This is a genomic window from uncultured Polaribacter sp., assembly GCF_947503875.1.
Classification (GTDB): domain Bacteria; phylum Bacteroidota; class Bacteroidia; order Flavobacteriales; family Flavobacteriaceae; genus Polaribacter.
This window is the reverse complement of record NZ_CANNFH010000003.1, coordinates 81,905-98,909: the sequence shown is the minus strand read 5'-3', so window position 1 is coordinate 98,909 and position 17,005 is coordinate 81,905. Positions and strand designations below refer to the sequence as shown.

13 protein-coding genes are annotated in these 17,005 nt (G+C 30.6%); 11 read left to right on the top strand and 2 right to left on the bottom strand.

Annotated elements, in window-relative coordinates; all coding sequences use genetic code 11:
- Nucleotides 1-18: 18 nt before the first annotated feature.
- From ytxJ to Q0684_RS05370, 7 genes are all read left to right on the top strand, one after another.
- Entirely contained in the window at nt 19-399 is a 381-nt protein-coding gene (ytxJ, locus tag Q0684_RS05400) for a bacillithiol system redox-active protein YtxJ (protein WP_299013554.1), read from the top strand.
- A gap of 59 nt (nt 400-458) precedes the next feature.
- Nucleotides 459-2,003 carry a DEAD/DEAH box helicase family protein gene (locus Q0684_RS05395; RefSeq protein WP_299013552.1) on the top strand — a complete coding sequence of 515 codons (1,545 nt, stop codon included), beginning with the start codon at nt 459-461 and terminating at the stop codon, nt 2,001-2,003.
- Nucleotides 2,004-2,373: 370 nt separating this feature from the next.
- On the top strand, nt 2,374-3,765 hold the full coding sequence (locus Q0684_RS05390; protein WP_299013550.1) for an arginine decarboxylase: 1,392 nt from the start codon (nt 2,374-2,376) through the stop codon (nt 3,763-3,765).
- 42 nt (nt 3,766-3,807) lie between these two features.
- On the top strand, nt 3,808-4,749 hold the full coding sequence (gene speB, locus Q0684_RS05385) for an agmatinase (protein WP_299013548.1): 942 nt from the start codon (nt 3,808-3,810) through the stop codon (nt 4,747-4,749).
- A 12-nt stretch (nt 4,750-4,761) separates the two neighbouring features.
- Entirely contained in the window at nt 4,762-6,291 is a 1,530-nt protein-coding gene (locus Q0684_RS05380) for a bifunctional GNAT family N-acetyltransferase/carbon-nitrogen hydrolase family protein (RefSeq protein WP_299013546.1), read from the top strand.
- 6 nt (nt 6,292-6,297) lie between these two features.
- Nucleotides 6,298-7,266, top strand: coding sequence for a deoxyhypusine synthase family protein (locus Q0684_RS05375; RefSeq protein ID WP_299013544.1), 969 nt, complete (start codon nt 6,298-6,300; stop codon nt 7,264-7,266).
- A gap of 56 nt (nt 7,267-7,322) precedes the next feature.
- Nucleotides 7,323-7,604: a hypothetical protein gene (locus Q0684_RS05370; RefSeq protein ID WP_299013542.1), complete on the top strand. Its 282-nt coding sequence runs from the start codon at nt 7,323-7,325 to the stop codon at nt 7,602-7,604.
- Between the two features lie 176 nt (nt 7,605-7,780).
- Here Q0684_RS05370 and Q0684_RS05365 read toward each other — a convergent pair whose 3' ends face one another.
- Together Q0684_RS05365 and meaB are read right to left on the bottom strand one after the other, a co-directional pair.
- Nucleotides 7,781-9,016 carry a DEAD/DEAH box helicase gene (locus Q0684_RS05365; RefSeq protein ID WP_299013540.1) on the bottom strand — a complete coding sequence of 412 codons (1,236 nt, stop codon included), beginning with the start codon at nt 9,014-9,016 and terminating at the stop codon, nt 7,781-7,783.
- A 68-nt stretch (nt 9,017-9,084) separates the two neighbouring features.
- Nucleotides 9,085-10,152, bottom strand: a complete 1,068-nt coding sequence (gene meaB, locus Q0684_RS05360; protein ID WP_299013538.1) for a methylmalonyl Co-A mutase-associated GTPase MeaB — start codon at nt 10,150-10,152, stop codon at nt 9,085-9,087.
- A gap of 199 nt (nt 10,153-10,351) precedes the next feature.
- Between meaB and cysS the strand changes: the two genes are divergently transcribed.
- The 4 genes from cysS to Q0684_RS05340 all read left to right on the top strand — a co-directional run bounded on the left by cysS (nt 10,352) and on the right by Q0684_RS05340 (nt 17,002).
- Nucleotides 10,352-11,830, top strand: coding sequence for a cysteine--tRNA ligase (cysS, locus tag Q0684_RS05355; RefSeq protein WP_299013536.1), 1,479 nt, complete (start codon nt 10,352-10,354; stop codon nt 11,828-11,830).
- 171 nt (nt 11,831-12,001) lie between these two features.
- Entirely contained in the window at nt 12,002-12,250 is a 249-nt protein-coding gene (gene yidD / locus Q0684_RS05350; protein ID WP_299013534.1) for a membrane protein insertion efficiency factor YidD, read from the top strand.
- Nucleotides 12,251-12,308: 58 nt separating this feature from the next.
- Nucleotides 12,309-13,133, top strand: coding sequence for a prolipoprotein diacylglyceryl transferase (gene lgt, locus Q0684_RS05345; RefSeq protein ID WP_299013531.1), 825 nt, complete (start codon nt 12,309-12,311; stop codon nt 13,131-13,133).
- Between the two features lie 77 nt (nt 13,134-13,210).
- Nucleotides 13,211-17,002 (top strand): beta-propeller fold lactonase family protein, encoded by a 3,792-nt coding sequence (locus tag Q0684_RS05340; protein WP_299013529.1) that lies wholly within the window; start codon nt 13,211-13,213, stop codon nt 17,000-17,002.
- Nucleotides 17,003-17,005: the final 3 nt, after the last annotated feature.

The window sequence follows — 17,005 nt, the reverse complement described above, 5'->3', positions numbered from 1 at the left end:
TAATATAAAACATATAAAATGGGCTTATTTGGCAATAAAAAAAAGAAAGAAGTACAACCAAGTTTTTTAACATGGATTCCTTTAACTTCTAAAGCACAATTAGAAGAAATTAAGACGCAATCTAAAACTGAAGCTGTTTTTATTTTTAAACACTCTACAAGATGTGGTATAAGCAGCATGGTCATCAAGCAGTTTGAAAAACTGTTTACAGAAGAAACTAAAAATTTAAAGGTGTATTATTTAGATTTGTTAAATTATAGAGATATTTCAGACGAAATTGGTTATGCTTTTCAAGTAATGCATCAATCGCCACAACTTGTTGTAGTTAGAAATGAAGTTTCTGTGCACAATGCTTCTCATTATGATATTACGCAAACGAATTTAACAAGATTTGTATAGTGTTTTTTGGGAAAAACCTATTTTAAGTCTTATTTTTGTTGCTTAAAATTTTTAAACTTTTGGCAGACACAAATACTCCACAACAAGTAGGTAAAGAATTATACGGTTATCAAAAAGATGCACTTCAAGAGATATTTCATCGCTTTGAAACAGCTCCTAAAGATTATCATTTATTGTATCAATTACCAACAGGTGGTGGAAAAACAGTAATTTTCTCGGAAATTGTTAGGCGTTATCTAGAGACATTTAAAAAGAAAGTTTTAGTTTTAACGCATAGAATTGAATTGAGTAAACAAACCTCTAAGATGTTAGATGAGTTTGGTGTAGCCAATAAAATTATAAATTCTACTGCAAAATTAGACGACCAAGACCAATTCAATTGCTTTGTTGCAATGGTAGAAACCTTAAAAAATAGGTTAAATGATGAAATTTTAGATATTTCTGATATTGGTTTGGTAATTGTAGATGAGGCGCATTACAACTCTTTTACAAAAATCTTTAAATTTTTTGATGAGTCTTTTATTCTAGGAGTTACTGCAACACCTTTAAGTTCGAATACAAAATTACCAATGTATGAGAATTACCAAGAATTATTTGTTGGTGAATCTATACAACATTTAATAGACAATGGCTATTTAGCAAAAGCTAATTTATACTCTTACAATGTTGGTTTAACCTCTTTAGAAGTAGGTGCTAATGGAGATTATACTGTAAAATCTTCAGAGGATTTGTATACCAATTCAGACATGCTATCTAAATTGATAAGCGCGTATGAAGAGAGTGCAAAAGGTAAAAAAACACTAATTTTTAACAACGGTATTAATACTTCTATACAGGTATTTCATGCTTTTAAAAAAGCAGGTTACCCTATTGCACATTTAGATAATACCAATACCAAAAAAGAACGTGAGTTAATTTTGCGTTGGTTTCATAAAACACCAGGTGCAATTATTACGTCTGTGAGTATTTTAACCACAGGTTTTGATGAGCCTAGTATTGAAGCTATTATTTTAAATAGGGCCACAAAATCGTTAACTTTATATTATCAGATGATTGGTCGTGGTTCTCGTATTTATAAAGACAGAATAGAGTTTGATGTAATCGATTTAGGAAACAATTTCCATAGATTTGGTGCTTGGGGTGCAGATTTAGATTGGCAAAAAATGTTTAGAGCGCCAGATTATTATTTAGATGCTATTCTTTCTGATGAAGATATAGAAAGTACTTTTAGATATGAACTTCCTGCAGATGTTAAAAAGGAGTTTGCAAAAGCTACAGATACTTATTTCGATATGAAAAAAGTATATATAGACACCATTAAAGCAGGCGAATCTTCTAAACGTGTGTTAGAAAAATCGATTGTGCACCATGCAAAAATGTGTATAGAAAATTCAGAAGATGTTTTTGATGCTTTAATTTTAGCTAAAATGCTAGGAGAGGAGATAGATGATAGAATTAACAGATATGCAAAATGTATTTCTAAAAGCACACATAACTTTGTAACTTGGTTAAAAGACGATTACAGGAAGAAATTAAACGCTTATTTAAGAGAAAACTTCGATAGAGACTTTGAAGAAATACATGGTTATCCGCCAGAAGAGTAGTGTTTAAAGGCAAAAACTAAAGTGAAAATTATTTTCACTTTTTTTTTGTTTTTTAATTTTGTATTCAAAAATAAATTACATTTGCTTAACTTTTTTAAGTAAAATGTTTCGTTTTTCTTATTTCGGTAGTGCAACTTTTTTGGAGAATAAAGTGTACACAGCATTTTGGAAATGCGACGAAAAAATTAAGGTTTCTCCTTCTTTTTATCTAAAAGAATTAATGCAACTTTACGCTAGGTTGCATGTTGTTTACTTGCAAATTTTACAGTGATACTCTTTTTCTTATTGAATTAGAAAATTTCTATGCTATTTTTTATTTTAAAAAATTAGCTAAGAAGCAATTACTGTATAATTATTTTAAAAAAATAAAGTGAACACAAAATATAAAGATTTAATAGAACAAACCTTCTATTTCCCACAAGAAGAATTTAAAACAGAAAATAACAAACTGTTTTGGCATGGTATCAATTTAATGGAATTGATTGAAGCCTATGGCTCTCCGCTTAAATTTACTTATTTGCCAAAAATATCTGAAAACATAAATAAAGCCAAAGGTTGGTTTCAAAAAAGTTTTGATAAACACAATTATAAAGGCAAGTATTTTTATAGTTATTGTACAAAAAGTTCTCATTTTAAACATGTTTTAAATGAAGCTTTAAAAAACGATATTCATATAGAAACTTCTTCTGCTTTTGATATAGATATTGTAAACAGTTTAAAAAAAGAAGGTAAAATTAAAGATGATACTTTTGTAATCTGTAATGGTTTTAAAAGAGACCAATACATACAAAATATAGGTAATTTAATAGAATCTGGCCATAAAAACTGTATTCCTATAATAGATAATTATGAAGAGTTAGGTTTAATTCAAAAAGAAACAACAAAACCTTTTAAAGTAGGTATTAGAATAGCTTCTGAAGAAGAACCAAAGTTTGAATTTTATACCTCTAGACTAGGAATTGGATATAAAAATATTGTATCGTTTTACGAACGTGAAATTGCAGAAAACACACAAGTAGATTTAAAAATGCTTCATTTTTTTATCAATACAGGTATTAAAGACAATGCTTATTATTGGAACGAATTAATGAAATGTTTAAAGGTGTACATCAACTTAAAAAAAGTATGTCCTACTTTAGACTCTTTAAATATTGGTGGTGGTTTTCCTATAAAAAACTCATTGGCCTTTGATTATGATTATGAGTATATGATTGATGAAATTACCAACCAAATTAAAATAGCTTGTGATGAAGCAGAAGTAGACGTACCCAATATATTTACAGAGTTTGGTAGTTTTACGGTTGGTGAATCTGGAGCAGCTATTTACAACGTTTTATATCAGAAAAAACAAAACGATAGAGAACTGTGGAACATGATTAATTCGTCTTTTATCACAACTTTACCAGATGCTTGGGCAATAAATAAGCGTTTTATAATGCTACCAATTAATAAATGGAACACAAAATATGAACGTGTTTTGTTAGGTGGTTTAACTTGTGATAGTGATGATTATTACAATTCTGAGCAACACGTAAACGGAATTTATTTACCAATTTACGAGAAAGAAAAACCTTTGTATATCGGCTTTTTTAACACAGGTGCTTATCAAGAAACTATAGGTGGTTTTGGTGGTTTGCAACACTGTTTAATTCCAACTCCAAAACATTTATTAATTGATAGAGATGAAAAAGGAGCATTAAAAATTACAGTTTTTAAAGAACAACAAAAAAGTAGCGAGTTATTATCAATCTTAGGCTATTAACAATACAAATTCAAGGGCTTTTACCCTTCAATAAAAAATAAAATGAACACAAATAAAACATACGCAAGAATTCCTCAAGAATTTGGAAACCTGTCAACATCAAAAATAGTAGTAATTCCTGTACCTTATGATGGTACAAGTACTTGGCAAAAAGGCGCAGATAAAGGACCACAGGCATTTTTAAATGCTTCAGAAAATATGGAGTTGTATGATATAGAAACAGATTCTGAAGTTTATAAAGAAGGTGTTTTTTTAGCAGATGCAATTACAGAAAATACTTCTCCAGAGGCAGTTGTAGAAGCAGTGCACCAAGAGACTAAAAAATATATTAACAGAAATAAATTTGTTACTGTTTTTGGTGGAGAACATTCCATTTCTATAGGTACAATTAGAGCTTTTAGTGAGTGTTTTAACGATTTAACCGTTTTACATATAGATGCACATGCAGATTTACGTAAAGAATACGAAGGTTCTAAATGCAACCACGCTTGTGCAGTGTACGAAGCAAATTCTACCACTAATTTAGTACAAGTTGGTATTAGAAGTATGGATATTTCTGAGAAAAGAACCATGAATACTGATAAAGTATTTTTTGCACATGAAATGGCTGTAAATGAAGATTGGATGGAAGATGTAATAGATCAATTGGGTAAAAATGTATTTATTACCTTCGATTTAGATGCGTTAGATCCATCAATAATGCCAAGTACAGGAACTCCAGAACCTGGAGGTTTGTTTTATTATGAAACTTTAGAATTTTTAAAACAAGTTTTTGAACAAAAAAATGTAGTTGGTTTTGATATGGTTGAATTATGCCCAAATGAAAACGAAAAATCATCTGACTTTTTAGCAGCAAAATTATTCTATAAAATGTTAAGTTATAAGTTTGCTTCTAATGACGATGATTATGATAATGGCGAAGAATCTAGCTTAGAAAAAAACAGCAAAATTTCTAAGTTTAAAAATAATGACTACGAGTTTTAGTCTAAAATTATCATGGAAAATATAGAAAATATTGAGTTACAGTATTTAACAATTGATGATTATCAAGAGTTAAAACAAGCAATGATTGAGATTTATTCGAGTATGGAAAACACTTACTGGGAAGAGGCTCAAATACAATCTTTAATAAATAAATTTCCAGAAGGGCAAGTTGTTATTAAAATTAACGGCCAATTAGCAGGTTGTGCATTGTCTATAAAAGTAGCTTATGATAGTTTTGATGAAACCCATACTTATGAAGATATTACAGGAAATTTCACCTTTAGCACACATGATGAAGATGGAGATGTTTTATATGGAATAGATGTTTTTATAAAAAAAGAATTTAGAGGTTTACGTTTAGGACGCAGATTGTACGATTATAGAAAAGAACTTTGTGAAACGTTAAACTTAAAAGGAATTGTTTTTGGAGGTAGAATGCCAAATTATCACAAATTTGCCAAAGAAATATCACCAAAAGAATATTTAGAAAAGGTAAAGCGTAAAGAAATTTACGATCCTGTTTTAAATTTTCAAATTTCTAATGATTTTCATCCTTCAAAAATATTAAAAGGATATTTAGAAGGTGATGCAAATTCTGGCGAGTTTGCAGTGTTGTTAGAATGGGATAATATTTACTATCAGAAAAAATCTAAAAAAGCAGCAACTAAAAAAACAGTAGTGCGTTTGGGTTTAATTCAATGGCAAATGCGTTTGTACAAAGATTTAGAAGAATTAATGGAACAAGCAGAATTTTTTGTAGATTCTGTTGCTGCATACAGAGCAGATTTTGCATTATTTCCAGAATTTTTTAACGCGCCTTTAATGGCAGAATTCAACCATTTACCAGAATCTGAAGCGATTAGGAAATTGGCAAAATTTACGCCAGAAGTGGTAGAAAGATTCTCTAAACTAGCAATTTCTTACAACATTAATATTATTACAGGTAGTATGCCAGAAATTAAAGACGGTTTGCTATATAATGTAGGTTATATCTGTAAAAGAGATGGCGCTTTAGATCGTTATGAAAAACTGCATGTAACACCAAATGAAGCAAAAGTTTGGGGTTTACAAGGTGGAAGTGAGCTAAAAACATTTGATACAGATTGTGGAAAAATAGGGGTTTTAATTTGTTATGATTCAGAATTTCCAGAATTAAGTAGATTGTTGGCAGAAGAAGGTATGGATATTTTGTTTATTCCGTTTTTAACAGATACACAAAATGGATATTCTAGGGTAAGACATTGTGCACAAGCAAGAGCTATAGAAAACGAATGTTATGTTGCCATTGCTGGTAGTGTTGGTAATTTACCAAAAGTAAATAATATGGACATTCAGTATGCGCAATCTATGGTATTTACGCCTTGTGATTTCTCTTTTCCTGCAAACGGAATTAAAGCAGAAGCCACAACAAATACAGAAATGATTTTAATAGCTGATGTAGATTTAGACTTGTTAAAAGACTTGAATCAGTTTGGTAGTGTACGTAATTTAAAAGATAGAAGAACAGATATTTTTGATTTAAAAAAAATAGCTAATACATAAAAAAACATGAGTAAACCAATTACAAATTTTATAGAAAAATACTTTTTACACTTTAATGCAGCAGCTTTGGTAGATGCAGCTAAAGGGTATGAAGAGCAGCTTAAAAAAGGAAACAAAATGTTAGTTTCTTTAGCAGGTGCAATGAGTACAGCAGAATTAGGAAAGATTTTTGCAGAAATGATTCGTAAAGATAAAGTGCAAATTATTTCTTGTACGGGTGCAAATTTAGAAGAGGATATTATGAATTTGGTAGCGCATTCTCATTACAAAAGAGTGCCAAATTATAGAGATTTAACACCCCAAGATGAGTGGGATTTATTAGAAAAAGGTTTAAACAGAGTTACAGATACGTGTATACCAGAAGAGGAGGCTTTTAGAAGAATACAAGAACATATTGTTAAAATTTGGAAAGATGCAGAAGCAAAAGGCGAACGTTTTTTACCTCATGAATACATGTACAAATTATTGTTATCCGGCGTTTTAGAGCAATATTATGAAATTGACATTAAAGATTCTTGGATGTATGCAGCAGCAGAAAAAAACTTACCAATTATTTGTCCTGGTTGGGAAGATTCTACAATGGGTAACATTTTTGCATCTTATGTAATGAAAGGTGAGTTGAAAGCATCTACCATGAAATCTGGTATTGAATACATGACGTTCTTAGCAGATTGGTATACAAATAATTCGCAAAACGGAATTGGGTTTTTCCAAATAGGAGGAGGAATTGCAGGAGATTTCCCTATTTGTGTGGTGCCAATGTTATACCAAGATATGGAAAGAACAGACACTCCATTTTGGAGCTATTTCTGTCAGATTTCAGATTCAACTACAAGTTATGGTTCATATTCTGGTGCAGTACCAAATGAGAAAATTACTTGGGGAAAATTAGATATTAATACCCCTAAGTTTATTATAGAAAGTGATGCCACTATTGTTGCACCTTTAATATTTGCTTATTTGTTAGAAATGTAGCACTGCAGCTGCTTCAATTATAAAAAACTGAACTATTAATTTTTTTTGTAAAAAACATGAAAAGAGTAATCGTAGAATACGCAAAATTAACAACAGACATATTAGACATGTTAATAGAAAAATATCCTGATGGATATGATTATGACGATATTATTTCCTTTAAAAATGCCAAAGGAGAAACTGTAAAAGCTATAGAAGTTAAAACAGCAGAAACTATTTATTTGGTAAAAATAAGTGAACGCTTAGAAAATGCGATGGAAGAGTATGCAGAAGATGAAGATTTCTTTGAAGATAATGACGATTTTGACGTAAATTTGCCAGACGAAGTCGAAGATTAAATTCTAAAAAAAAGAGGTCGTCAAAAAAGTATTTTCAACCTGTCATTTCGACTTTATGGAGAAATCTAAATTATTGAATTTTAATTGAATAGATTTTTCGACTCCATTACATTTCGCTCAAAATGACAAAATTTAGTTCTTTTCAGACAGCCTCTTTTAATTTTAAGTAATAACTATTAATACCAGCGTTTTTTCTTCTTTTTAGAAGCTTCAGATTTTCTACCTTTTTTATTTTTACTGATGGTATTTGGCTGTTTTTTGGTGTGTTTTGGTTTGTTAATTACATAAGGATGCTCTACAATAACTTTAATCGGTTTTTCAATTAAAGCTTCTATATCTTTTATATAATTGTTTTCATCTGGCGAACAAAAAGAAAACGAAATACCAGATTTACCAGCTCTACCAGTTCTACCAATTCTGTGCACATAGGTTTCTGCTACATTTGGTATGTCAAAATTAATAATAGCATCTACATTGGTAATATCTATACCTCTTGCAGCTACATCTGTTGCAATTAAAATAGTGGCTTTTTTATTTTTGAAATCTTCAATTGCCTTATTTCTTATAATTTGTGTTTTATCTCCATGAATGCTTGTGGCTAAATATCCATTTTTTAACAAAGTTTGTTCTAATTTATCTACACCAAATTTGGTGCGTCTAAAAATAATTATTTTACCATTTATTGTATTTCTTAAAAGGCGCAAACACAAATCGGTTTTGTTTTTCTTTGGTAAATAATATAATAATTGTCCAATATTTTTTGCTGTAGTTTCTTCAGGTTCTATAACAATAGAAACAGGATTTTTTAAAGTAGTTTTTGCCAATGCCACAATTTTATCTGGCATTGTTGCAGAAAAAAGCAAGGTTTGTTTTTTCTTAGGACATAGGCTTTCTATTAATTTTACATCTTTAATAAAACCCATATCTAACATTAAATCGGCTTCATCTAAGACAAAAACTTCAACAGTATCTAAAGCAATATTACCTTGTTTTTGTAAATCGATTAATCTACCAGGAGTTGCTATTAAAATATCTACACCTTTTGCTAAAACTTCTTTTTGAGGTTCTAAAGAAACCCCACCAAAAACAGCAGTTGCTCTTAAATTAGTGTATTTGCTAAAATCTTTACAATTTTCTAAAATTTGAATTGCTAATTCTCTTGTTGGTGTAACAATTACTGCTTTTATTTGTTTTTCAACTTTTTCTACATCTTGTTTTTCAAACAGATTTTCTAAAATTGGTAAGGCAAAAGCAGCTGTTTTACCAGTCCCCGTATTTGCAGCAACAATTACATTTTTCTTTTTTAAAATTGCTGGAATCGCCTTTTCTTGCACCAAAGTTGGTTTGTGAAACCGTTGTTCTGCAACTGCTTTTAAAATAGATTTGTTGGTTAGTAATTCTGAAAACTGCATTGTTTATTTTTTATGCAAATGTAGTAGAAAAGAAAATAGAAATACTTTTAAATCTGTGGATTTCAAAATTATAAATCTAGTAGTCTTTTTGCGGCATTAAAAGGAGTCGTTTTATCGTTTTCTAAATTTTCAATTTCTTTAACTAATGCTTTTTTTATTGTAGCATTTTCAAAAAAACTAGCTTTTAATTGCTGTTCAATGGTAGCTAATAACCAAAATTTATTTTGCTCGTTTCTTTTTTTCTGAAAATAACCGTTTTCATAAGTAGTACCAATGTAGTTGTTTATCATTTCACTTACTTTTTCAATTCCTAAATTATGCAAAGCACTTGCAGTAATTACTTTTGGTTGCCAATTGCTTTCTTTTAAAGGATACAAATGCAAAGCTCTATTAAATTCAACCTTAGCAATCTTGGCGTTTTTCTCATTATCGCCATCGGCTTTGTTAATTACAATGGCGTCTGCCATTTCTATAATTCCACGTTTAATGCCTTGTAACTCGTCTCCAGCTCCTGCCAACTTCAACAATAAAAAGAAATCTACCATAGAGTGTACAACCGTTTCTGATTGTCCAACACCAACCGTTTCAATAATAATGGTATTAAAACCTGCTGCTTCGCACAAAATAATAGATTCTCTTGTTTTTTGAGCAACACCACCCAAAGAAGTGCCAGAAGGCGAAGGTCTAATAAATGCATTTTTATCGGTTACCAATTGTTCCATTCTAGTTTTATCACCTAAAATAGAGCCTTTATTTACAGAGCTACTAGGATCTACAGCCAACACTGCTACTTTTTTATTTTGGGAAGTTAAGTGTTTTCCAAAAGTTTCTATAAACGTACTTTTTCCAACTCCAGGAACTCCTGTAATGCCTATTCTAACAGAATTATTTGCATGTGGTAAACACTGTTCTAAAATTTCGTTTGCTTTTTGTTGATGCTTTGCGTTTGTGCTTTCTACCAAAGTAATTGCACGACTTAAATAGGTAATATTTCCTTTTAAAATTTGTTTTACAAACTCATCCACAGAGTTTTGTTTTGCTCTGTTTTTTTTAATTATTTCTGCAGCAGATTTACTTGTATTTCCTGGTTTAGAAACACCTTCTTTTTCGTGTAAAGCTGAAGAATTTTTAGACATTAAAACAATATTTTAAGTAAAAATAAGCAATTAATCAATAGTTTATTAAAGGAATCCCTTAAAAATTTAAGAAGTTTAATTTATTCAAAATAAAGAGAAAGTATTCTCTTTAAATGATATAAAAACTTCCCTTAATTTCCATTTCTCTATTCTCAATAAAGTGTCTATCTTTATCCTCTGTTAATAGTCACTTTTTTTAATGGAACGTTACAAAGAAAATCAATTAAAAGTATACAATTCTTTAAGTAAAACTAAAGAGAATTTTAAACCCATAACAGATGGTTATGTTGGCATGTATGTCTGTGGACCAACAGTTTATAGCAATGCACATTTAGGAAACGTAAGAACTTTTATGTTTTTTGATGTTGTATATAGATATTTGTTGCATTTAGGTTACAAAGTGCGTTATGTACGTAATATTACAGATGCAGGTCATTTAGAAAACGATGCAGATGAAGGCGAAGATAAAATTGCAAGAAAAGCACGTTTAGAGCAGGTTGAACCAATGGAAGTTGTACAACGATATACTGTAGATTTTCATGATGTTTTAAAAAACTACAATTTTTTACCACCAAGTATAGAGCCAACAGCAACTGGGCATATTGTAGAACAAATAGAAATGATTAAAGAAATCATAGCAAAAGGTTTTGCTTATGAAGTAAATGGTTCTGTATATTTTGACGTTCACGAATACAATAAAAAAGAAAACTACGGAATTCTTTCTGGAAGAAAAGTAGAAGATTTATTAAACAATACAAGAGCTTTAGATGGGCAATCAGACAAGAAAAATCCACAAGATTTTGCACTTTGGAAAAAAGCAGATGAAAAACATATAATGCGTTGGCCTTCTCCTTGGAGCGATGGTTTTCCTGGTTGGCATTTAGAATGTTCTGTAATGAGCACCAAATATTTAGGCGAAAGTTTTGACATTCATGGTGGTGGAATGGATTTAAAATTTCCACATCACGAATGTGAAATTGCACAATCTAAAACCTGTTCTGGAGTAAAACCCGTAAATTATTGGATGCACACCAATATGCTTTCTTTAAACGGACAAAGAATGGCCAAGTCTACTGGAAATTATATTTTACCAAATCAGATTTTATCTGGAGAAAACAATATTTTGCCAAAATCATTTTCTGCATCTGTTGTACGTTTTTTTAACATGCAAGCCAATTATAGAAGTATTTTAGATTTTTCTGGTGATGCTTTAGAGGCTTCAGAAAAAGGACATGCTAAATTGCTGGAGGCTGTTAATTTCTTAGAAAAAATTGAAGCAGCTAAAATATCTACTTTTAATGTTAAAACTTGGAAAAAAGAGTGTTATGCAGCAATGAATGACGATTTTAACACACCAATTTTAATATCTCATTTGTTTGAAGCTGTAAAAGTTATCAATCAAATAAAAGAAAATACAGCTAGTTTAACAGCAGAAGATTTAGTCATTTTAAAAGAAACTTTAAACGCATTTGTTTTTGATGTTTTAGGGTTGATGAATGAAAACATGCAAAACAATTCAGAAAAAATAAATGGAGTAGTAGAGCTGTTAATCAAATTAAGAAAAGAAGCAAGAGAAAATAAAGACTGGGCATTGTCTGACCAAATTAGAGACGAGTTAATTGAATTAGGCATTCAGTTAAAAGATGGTAAAGAAGGCACAACGTTTTCTCTGAATTAAATTCCCATCCCAACCTTCCTATTTCGACTTTGCTCAATGTAGGCTGGGGAAGGAGTTTCATTATTAATGAAGGTGAGTAATACTGATAACGCAATAGTATCACTAATTGTAAAAAACGATTGTCATTTCGACGTTAGGAGAAATCTCATAAATGAAGAATAAAAATTAAGTTTGAAAAAAATACTATCATATCCATTTGTACTATTAGTTCGTTTTTATCAAGTAGCAATTTCACCATTTACACCAGCAACTTGTAGATACAGTCCAACTTGTTCACATTATACCATAGAAGCTTTGCAAAAACATGGTTTAATTTCCGGTGGTTGGTTATCTTTGAAAAGAATTTTTAGTTGTCATCCTTGGGGAGGTAGTGGTTATGATCCTGTGCCAGAAAAGTTAGGGAAAGAAATAAGAAAATAGAATAAAGACACAAGACTTTAACTTTGAATGTAAATTTTAAAACATTGAAACATAAAATATGAATTTTTTAGCAATAGAGTGGAATCCTTCCATAGGAATAGATTTAGGTTTTTTTGTAATTAGATGGTACAGTTTAATGTTTGTAGCCGCTTTTTTATTGGGTTTAAGATTCATGAAAAAAATCTATAGAGAAGATAAAATTCCAGTAGAAAAAATGGATCCACTATTTATGTATGTATTTATCTCTATGTTAATTGGTATGCGTTTGGGAGATGTTTTCTTTTATAGTTGGGATTATTATCAGTATAACTTGTTAGAAATTATTTTACCATTTAAAAAATCCGCAGAAGGTTGGAAATTTACAGGTTTTACAGGTTTTGCAAGTCATGGTGCAGCAATTGGTATTCCAATAGCAATGTACTTTTATGCTAAAAAACATTTACAAAAACCTTGGTTGTTTATTTTAGATAGATTAGCAATTATGGTGGCATTAGCAGGGTTTTTTATACGTTTTGGTAATTTTTTCAATTCAGAAATTTATGGAAAAGAAAGCGGTTCTAATTTTGGTGTAATTTTTAAAGCAGCAGGAGAAACCGCGGCAAGGCATCCAACGCAGTTGTACGAAGCCTTTAGCTATTTAATTTTATTCTTTGCAATGTGGCACTTGTATTGGAAAACAGATAAGAAACAACAAACAGGTTTCCTTTTTGGTCTTTTTATGGTTGTTTTATGGTCTTTACGTTTTGTAATAGAATTCTTAAAAGAGCCACAAGTGCAAGAAAGGGGAGAAGATTGGTTTTTTAGTCCGTTAAATACTGGCCAAGTTTTAAGTATTCCTTTAGTGTTAATAGGTGTTTGGTTAATGTTTAGAAACAGAAAATAAGTGAGTTAAAGTTTTATATTTTTTTTTTTTTGTATATTTGTTTCATTTTGTGTTCCCCCGCATTTAAAGGATTACACATGAAAAGAACAAAAAATGTTATAGCCGTAGTAATATTTTTTTTTACTACATTCTCTTTCGCACAAAGTTTAGATTATTCTGGTGCAAATCTTTTTGATATTTCTTCCCCTAATTTTGTAGATGCTATTGCTTTAATATCTCATGAAATTTCGCCTACAGGAATGGAGTTTGGAGATAATGGTACTAAATTTTATACTGTTGGTGCTGGTGGAGATTTTGTAGTACAACATAATTTATCTGTTGCATACGATTTATCAACCATTTCTGGTATAGATGGTTTTATATCTGTAGAAGGGCAAGATACAAACCCACATGATGTTACGTTTAACGATACAGGTTCAAAAATGTACATCACAGGAGATACAGGTAATGATATTACTGAATATGATTTGTCTATAAACTGGGATGTTTCTACAGCGGTTTTTACTGATGTTTTTGATTTTGAAGCTGCTGTTTTTGCTTTTGACAGTTCAAATGCAAATAGACCACAAGGAATTGCTTTTAATAATAATGGTTCAAAGTTATATGTGGTTGATAGGAATAGAGATAGGGTTTATGAGTTTGATTTAACCGTAAATTATGATGTATCTACAGCAGCAGTTGGTGGAGTAATAAATGAATTAAACATTAATGCTTTTGAAGGCAATCCAAGAGGAATAACTTTTAATAACGATGGTAGTGAAATGTATATTACTGGGCAAAATGGAGATGAAGTAAACATTTTTACTTTTTCTTCAGGAAATCAGTTTGATTTATCCGCTGCTTCACATTCCTCTGTTTTTCCAATTGATACAGAAGAAATACTACCACAAGATATCCTTTTTAATAATACAGGTAGTAAATTTTACATTATTGGTTCAGATGGAGATGATGTAAATGAATACACATTGTCAAATAATTTCGATTTTACTTCAACGGTTTCTTTAATTAATAATTACAAGGTACTTTCTTTTGATAGATCTCCGCAAGATGTACTTTTTAATAATGATGGAACAAAGATGTATGTTGTTGGAGACAATTTTAATAAAATTGCACAATATACGTTACCAGTGGCCTATGATATAAGCAGTGCTATTTTTGAGGATTCCTATTCAGTATCAGATGAAGAGTCAAACCCAAGAGGTATGGCTTTTAACAACACAGGTTTAATATTTTATATTGTAGGTACTAGTGGTGACGAAGTGAATGAATATTCTCTTTCAACTCCTTATGATTTAACATCTACGGTTACTCATCTTGCAGCTTTTGATATTTCTGCAGATGATAATAATGCCACAAGTATAACCTTTAATGATGTTGGAACGTTGCTATTTGTTTTGGGAAATGATACCGTGAACACAGCTCTTAATGATGTTATTGTTTACACATTGCCTTCACCTTTTGATTTAACAGGTATAACATCTGGTCCAACAGGTAGGTTTTCTGTATCATCCGAAGACAATGCACCATTAGGAATGACTTTTAGTAATGACGGTCTTTCTCTTTTTGTAGTTGGAAATCAAAGAGATGATATTAATGAATATGCCTTAGCTTCTGCTTATGATGTGTTAACAGTGGCACCAACTTTCGTTCAAAATATATCTATAGCTGCTCAAGATGTTATACCTTCGGGAATTGTATTTAACAATAGTGGTTCTAAGTTTTTCATATCAGGAAATCAAGGAGATAGTATTTATGAGTATGCAACTACAGGTATTTTTCGAGAGACACCAAATGACGGTTCTATAGATACTGTAACATCACCCTTAGTAATTACCTTAAATGGAGATACTTTTGCAGATACAGATGGTGATAATTTACTAGATGAAGGGACGGAATTTATAATTGCAAACTTACCAGAAGGCTTAACACCAATTTTTACATTGTCTAATGGAGATACAGTTTTAACCTTAACATTTACAGGAAAAGCAGACAGTCACCTTAATAGTGACGAAGCTGCAGCCAATTTAGAATTTACTTTTACAGATGCTGCTTTTACAAGCTCCAATGCTGTTGATGTAGATTTTGCGGTTGGATATACAGACTTTTTAACTTTCGATTTCATTGAGTGTACTGATAATGAAATTGTTTACAACGGAAGTTGGGTCGGTGGTAATAATGGTGGTGTTCCAGATGATAGTGCAACAGATTTATTATTAGGAATTCGTATACAAGAAGATATTACAATTACCGCAAATACAAATTGCGATTGTTTACATGTAGAAAGTGGACAAACATTAACTATAGCAGATGGTGTAGAATTAACAGTAACAAATGCATTAGAATTAGAGGGCGATTTACGTTTACTAGGTTCATCGCAATTAAGGCAAACACACACAGGAATTAGAAATGTTTCTGGAAATGGTAACTTGTATAAAGATGTAAGAGGTACGTTAACCAATGTTTATCAAAGTGGTTATTGGGGTTCACCAGTAACAACAGACGGTAAAACATACAGTTTAGCCGGTGTATTTAAAGATGGTACTACACAATTAACAGCAACAAACACTCCTTTAGATATTCAGTTTACGCCTGGTTTAGATGGAGATGATACTACAGTACCTATAACCATAAGTAATAGGTGGATTGCTAAATTTACTAATAGTTCAGATTTTACTGTAAATATTGATGAAAATTCTAGTTTTACACCAACAGAAGGCTTCAATAAAAAAAGTACAGGAAATTCTTTAGGGCAAAACTATACCTTTTTAGGAACACCTAATGATGGAGAATATACCACTGAAATAGATGCTTTTGACGCTGCTACTGGTACTTACAGTCTTCTTGGAAATCCTTACCCGTCTCCAATTAATGCAGATACTTTTATTTTAGATAATGCAACAACAGCTGGAAGTATTATAGGGACTTTATATTTTTATGAATCTGGTCCAGATACTTCGCATATTAGAGCACAATATTTGGGTGGTTATGCAACAAGAGTTATAGGTATGGGAGTTTCTGCAAGTGAAATTGGAGCTGGCGCTAAAATTCCTGGGCAAAATATAGCAGTAGGACAAGGTTTTTTTGTGCAAGCTTCTGATACAGGTGGTACCATAACTTTTAATAATAATCTAAGAGTTTTTGATGTAACCGATACAAACACTGTGTTTTTTGGAAAAACTAATCTTGATAAAAAAGTAGAAGAGTTTCCAATTTTAAGAATAGGTTTTGAATTTCTCTTAGAAAATGAAACCTTTCACAGGCAATTAGCTATTGGATTTAGAGGACTTACAAATAAATTTGAAAATGGTTTTGATGCTGTAATGTGGGATTATAAACCAACAGATATTGCTTTAAAAGTAGAAGATTCACAAGCACCTTTTGTAATTACCGGAATAGAAGATTTTAACATAGACTTACAAATTCCTATTACCTTAAAAAGTGATTTAGATAGAGCAGTTACGTTTAAAATAGATGAAAGTAATTTAGATGCAGACACTTATTTGTATGATAGTTTTACAGAGACTTACCATCTCTTAAATAATAAAGATGTAAAAATTAACATAGCATCAGGTACTTTTGATGATCGGTTTTTTATCACTTTTAAATCAGAAACGCTATCTCTAACAAAAGATATTTTAGATAAAAGTACGATATACAATTTAAATGAATTATTAACCGTAAAAGTTTTTAAAGACGCCATAGAAACAGTTGAGATATTTAACGCAATTGGTCAAAAAATAAAATACAATACAACTAGAGAAAGTTTAAAAGAGAAAATTATAGCAACTAATAATTTTAAAACAGGAATTTATTTTGTTAAAGTAAAAACAGGAAAAAATATTATTTCTAAAAAAATTATTATTGAGTAAATT

Excerpts from the sequence above, each read along its gene's own strand:
- ytxJ (WP_299013554.1), top strand. The coding sequence starts at position 19 with ATGGGCTTATTTGGCAATAAAAAAAAGAAAGAAGTACAACCAAGTTTT.
- speB (WP_299013548.1), top strand. The coding sequence starts at position 3,808 with ATGAACACAAATAAAACATACGCAAGAATTCCTCAAGAATTTGGAAAC.
- Q0684_RS05380 (WP_299013546.1), top strand. The coding sequence starts at position 4,762 with ATGGAAAATATAGAAAATATTGAGTTACAGTATTTAACAATTGATGAT.
- Q0684_RS05375 (WP_299013544.1), top strand. The coding sequence starts at position 6,298 with ATGAGTAAACCAATTACAAATTTTATAGAAAAATACTTTTTACACTTT.
- Q0684_RS05370 (WP_299013542.1), top strand. The coding sequence starts at position 7,323 with ATGAAAAGAGTAATCGTAGAATACGCAAAATTAACAACAGACATATTA.
- Q0684_RS05365 (WP_299013540.1), bottom strand. The coding sequence starts at position 9,016 with ATGCAGTTTTCAGAATTACTAACCAACAAATCTATTTTAAAAGCAGTT.
- meaB (WP_299013538.1), bottom strand. The coding sequence starts at position 10,152 with ATGTCTAAAAATTCTTCAGCTTTACACGAAAAAGAAGGTGTTTCTAAA.
- cysS (WP_299013536.1), top strand. The coding sequence starts at position 10,352 with ATGGAACGTTACAAAGAAAATCAATTAAAAGTATACAATTCTTTAAGT.
- lgt (WP_299013531.1), top strand. The coding sequence starts at position 12,309 with ATGAATTTTTTAGCAATAGAGTGGAATCCTTCCATAGGAATAGATTTA.
- Q0684_RS05340 (WP_299013529.1), top strand. The coding sequence starts at position 13,211 with ATGAAAAGAACAAAAAATGTTATAGCCGTAGTAATATTTTTTTTTACT.